Origin of the sequence: Rothia sp. HMSC08A08 (assembly GCF_001808385.1) — a bacterium.
Classification (GTDB): domain Bacteria; phylum Actinomycetota; class Actinomycetes; order Actinomycetales; family Micrococcaceae; genus Rothia; species Rothia dentocariosa.
Genome location: NZ_KV793084.1, coordinates 86,526 through 90,457, shown reverse-complemented (window position 1 = coordinate 90,457; position 3,932 = coordinate 86,526). Strand labels below are relative to the sequence as shown.

Genomic DNA, 3,932 nt, shown 5'->3' with positions numbered 1-3,932 from the left:
AAAGGCAGGGTTGTCTATGATTGATTGGTGTCGCCTGTGGGCAGCCCTGCTGGCTTGTATTCCTATGGTAATTTTATTACATATACTGAATATGATGCAAAAACACCAGAGTATATCATCAAAGAAAATGATAAACCAGGACTTAATCGGGGAACGCATCGTATCGTAGTAGGAAGCAATGGAAGTATTTACTATTCGCCAGATCACTACTTAACTTTTGTCCGCCTTGTTGATTAATTTTGAAAGGAAACGAATATGCCTTATGAGGCTTTATATTCTAAACCGTTTAATATCCCTGTTTTTATACGAGATAATAATTATTGGGAAAACTATATGCTTCCTTCTCTGCGTCAGGAGGGGTGGCATGTTGTTATAGTTGATTGCGCAGGAGTTGTGGATGCCTATGATTTTGCTATTCGTTTTATGAATGCTATCAGTTTTGATTGGAGTTCATTCCCGCATAAATTTGATTTGAAATGGGCTGAAGAATATGCAGAGGATATCGATTGGCTTGATATGCGTCAAGGATTGTTTGTCTACTATAAAAACTTTGAAGATGTTCTATCTATGGCTGACGGTTTAAACATGGAGGGTTACGTTAGGTATAGTGTGGATATCCTTTACATTATGAATGCTTATTACCCACGGCGTCCTATGTGGCGTGATGACGAATACGAGGTTCTTTTTGGGTATGGGCTTGAGGTGTCGAAAGATTCCCTTCCTCGCGTTGAGGAGTATTTTGAAGGTCACGAAATAATCTTTGCTGGCCCTGATACTGAATACCCTTGGTCTCAACAGGAAGAGCGGAAGAAGAAATACTTCCCTAATGGTTTTCCCGATCCTCGGTATGATGAGAATGGTATCTGGGTGACTGACCCCAACATATACCCCGAGAGCACCACCTATACCGGCGGCAGTGGTGAGGAGGGTTCTTCTGAATAAGACAAGTTAGTTTTCTCGTCGAGTTGCACTCCAAAAGAGGTAGAAAATGGCTTATAGACAAGCAGGGTCTTCTAAAAAATTCATCGCGCCCTTGTTTCTTGCAGAAGATCGATACTGGGAAGATTATATGCGCCCTTACCTCGAGAAAGAAGGATGGTGCGTTGTGGAGGTCGATTGCGCAGGAGTGCAAGGTACTAGGGATTTTGGGTATCGACTTATGGAAGCGATCCGACTTGATTGGGAGAATGAAATTAGTGGTGAATTTGACTCATACTGGGCTGAAGAACTTGCTACTGAAATCGACTGGCTAGATATGCGCCAAGGACTGTTTGTTTATCTTAAACATTTTGAAGATGTTCTAAAGATGGCCGATTATCTGGGGGGTGACAGTTATGCGAACTATGTAGTACGTCTCATTGATTCGATGCAGCTTCATTACCCTATGCGGCCTGCCGGTCATGAAGGGTATGAGGTTCTTTTTGGGTATGGGTTTGAGGTGTCGAAAGATTTTCTCCCTCGCGTTGAGGAGTATTTTGAAGGTCATCAGACGATCTGCGCTGATCCCAATGCTGTATATCCCTGGTCTCAGCAGGAGGAGCGGAAGAAGAAATACTTCCCTAATGGTTTTCCCGATCCTCGGTATGATGAGAATGGTATCTGGATAACTGACCCTGATGAGTATCCTGAAAGCACCACCTACACTGGCAGTATGGACTCATAGTATCAAGGCATCTGGTGGTTAGCTAGATGACGTATATGGGTTATACCCCAGGTCGTGCTCTATATATTTATTTGCCTCGTGAGTTAATTTTGGGAAAGAAACAGCATGCCGTATCAACATAATCTTTCAAAACCTTTTATTGCCCCGATCTTCATTGAAGAGGATGGGTATTGGCAGAATTGTATGAAGCCCTATCTTGAGCGTGAAGGGTGGTATATCGCAGAGGTTGACTGTGCCGGTGTGTTAGATGCTCGAGACTTTGGACGTCGTCTTTTAACAGCTTTGGATTTCGACTGGGACTCTTTTCCGTATGAGTTTGATACAGAGTGGGCTTTTGAATATGCTACTGCAGTCGATTGGCTTGATCTGCGTCAGGGGTTGTTTGTGTATTATAAAAATTTTGAGGATGTTCTGTCGATGGCGGATCGTTTAGGGAACGATAGTTACGCTATTTATGCCGTGCATATGGTTGATTATATGCGTCTGGTCTATCCTATGCGTCCTAGCCCACGTCCTAGGTCTGGGGATGATTATGAGGTGACTTTAGGGTATGGGTTCGGGGTGAGCCGGGCTTCTTTGCCGCGTGTGGAGCAGTTTTTTACAGGAAATAATGAGATTCTGATTGCTGGCCCGGAGGTGGTGGAGTATCCGTGGACTTGGCATGAGGAGCGGAAGAAAAAATATTTTCCTCAGGGGTTCCCGGCTCCTCGGTGTGATGAGCGGGGGGATTGGATTTTTGATCCTGAAAGGTACCCGGAGAGTCCTGCGTTTACTGGTGATGCAGGATATTCCGTAGAAGAATAGTCGTCTTGAGGTTCAGCCTGTATCCGCATAATTCAACCGGTACTGGGTTCGAGAATCAGACTATAGATCAGGCATGGGTGCAAGCTCATGGGTCCGATATGGTCAAGGCCATTCAAACTTCTACAGATTGGTCGCTTGAGAATTTTATGCTGACCCTGACTGCGGGTAAGAAACCTAGCCTGCAGCAGTACCGGTTTAGTCCTTATGCTGAGTCGCGGTTATTATCAGCTGCGTTGTGTTCGGTGATGGATTCGATGGATAAGGCTGGTATGACCGAGATCGTGCGCTCGAGTATAACCTATTTAGCGGATTAGTAGTCAGAATAATGAAGTCAACTGGCTAGCCGAATAGAGTTTCAGCGTACCCTAGATGATCCAAGGCTTATAGGAATGGGATAAACGTGATAGTACTTGAGGTTAAAATTTTGGAATATTGCTTAAGGGTTTATTCATCAGGGACTTAGGTAGGTTCTTTATGAATCCCCCTGTGTGGGCCTTCTCGAGGAAATAACTATATGGTTTATGAGAAAGAATATAAGGATGCGTTCATTGTTCCTGTGTTCACTTACGAGAGTGGGTATTGGGAGAAGGTGATGAAGCCTCGTTTGCAGGAACAGGGGTGGTATATCGCTGAAGTAGACTGTGCGAATGTGGAGGATATTGAGGATTGCGGCACGAGGCTTCTGGGTGAACTCAATTTTAAGGTTCCTGAGCATGGATACATTAACGCTATGGGGGTCAAAGATAATATCACTGATATCTATGGCATTAATATGCGCAAAGGCCTTTTTGTTTTTTATAAGAATTTTGAAGATATCTTCTCTACCCACCCTGATTTGCATCAGGGGTATGGGGCTGAGTTCATGCTTCAGCTGATTGAACACATGGTATATCACTACTCTGATCTTCGTGGGTATATCTATGAAGAGTTTCCTGTGGTGGTGGGGTATGGTGTTGGTCTTCCCACCTCATATATTCCACAGTTTGAGGAGCTGATGGGTGCGGAAAATGTGATGATTGCCGGTGAGGGTGTGCGGTATCCATGGTCTGATTTTGAAGAAGAGCAGCGCAGGAACTTCCCGAACGGTGCCCCGGATCCTCTCTACGATAAGTATGGGGAGCTTTTTGGTGTTACTACCCATAGTTCACAGACAACGGGTATTTATGTTGCTGATCCTCGGTATTATCCTGAATCACCATTGTATGACCCTGTTCTTGCCTCAAAGGTACACCTGGTGCATAGTGAATTTACTGAGCCAGACCCTTCTGTATAAACACTATGTATGGGGTATAAATGCGACTACAAGGATGAGTTCATCGTTCCCGTCTTTACTCAGGAGAGCGGGTACTGGAACCGGGTCACGAAGTAGTTTTTTACCGACCCTGATGCTAAGCACCCTTGGCCTCAATAGGAAGGAAATATTTTCCTAGTGGTTTTCCTGACCCGTTGTATGAGGATGGGGAGT

Annotated in this window: 6 protein-coding genes; all 6 read left to right on the top strand. The window is 44.6% G+C overall.

Annotated elements, in window-relative coordinates; genetic code table 11:
• The first annotated feature begins 27 nt into the window (after nt 1–27).
• Nucleotides 28–237, top strand: a complete 210-nt coding sequence (locus tag HMPREF3164_RS11015) for a ribonuclease domain-containing protein (protein WP_168160770.1) — start codon at nt 28–30, stop codon at nt 235–237.
• Between the two features lie 18 nt (nt 238–255).
• On the top strand, nt 256–942 hold the full coding sequence (locus HMPREF3164_RS10720; protein WP_070450963.1) for a hypothetical protein: 687 nt from the start codon (nt 256–258) through the stop codon (nt 940–942).
• Between the two features lie 46 nt (nt 943–988).
• A complete protein-coding gene (locus HMPREF3164_RS10715) occupies nt 989–1,663 on the top strand; it encodes a hypothetical protein (protein ID WP_070450961.1) in 675 nt (224 codons plus the stop codon).
• Nucleotides 1,664–1,768: 105 nt separating this feature from the next.
• On the top strand, nt 1,769–2,467 hold the full coding sequence (locus HMPREF3164_RS10710) for a hypothetical protein (protein WP_070450959.1): 699 nt from the start codon (nt 1,769–1,771) through the stop codon (nt 2,465–2,467).
• Nucleotides 2,468–2,472: 5 nt separating this feature from the next.
• Nucleotides 2,473–2,781, top strand: a complete 309-nt coding sequence (locus HMPREF3164_RS10705) for a hypothetical protein (protein WP_070450957.1) — start codon at nt 2,473–2,475, stop codon at nt 2,779–2,781.
• Between the two features lie 200 nt (nt 2,782–2,981).
• Nucleotides 2,982–3,740 carry a hypothetical protein gene (locus tag HMPREF3164_RS10700; RefSeq protein ID WP_070450955.1) on the top strand — a complete coding sequence of 253 codons (759 nt, stop codon included), beginning with the start codon at nt 2,982–2,984 and terminating at the stop codon, nt 3,738–3,740.
• Nucleotides 3,741–3,932: the final 192 nt, after the last annotated feature.

Coding starts and splice junctions, on each gene's coding strand:
- HMPREF3164_RS10720 (WP_070450963.1), top strand. CDS start 256: ATGCCTTATGAGGCTTTATATTCTAAACCGTTTAATATCCCTGTTTTT.
- HMPREF3164_RS10715 (WP_070450961.1), top strand. CDS start 989: ATGGCTTATAGACAAGCAGGGTCTTCTAAAAAATTCATCGCGCCCTTG.
- HMPREF3164_RS10710 (WP_070450959.1), top strand. CDS start 1,769: ATGCCGTATCAACATAATCTTTCAAAACCTTTTATTGCCCCGATCTTC.
- HMPREF3164_RS10700 (WP_070450955.1), top strand. CDS start 2,982: ATGGTTTATGAGAAAGAATATAAGGATGCGTTCATTGTTCCTGTGTTC.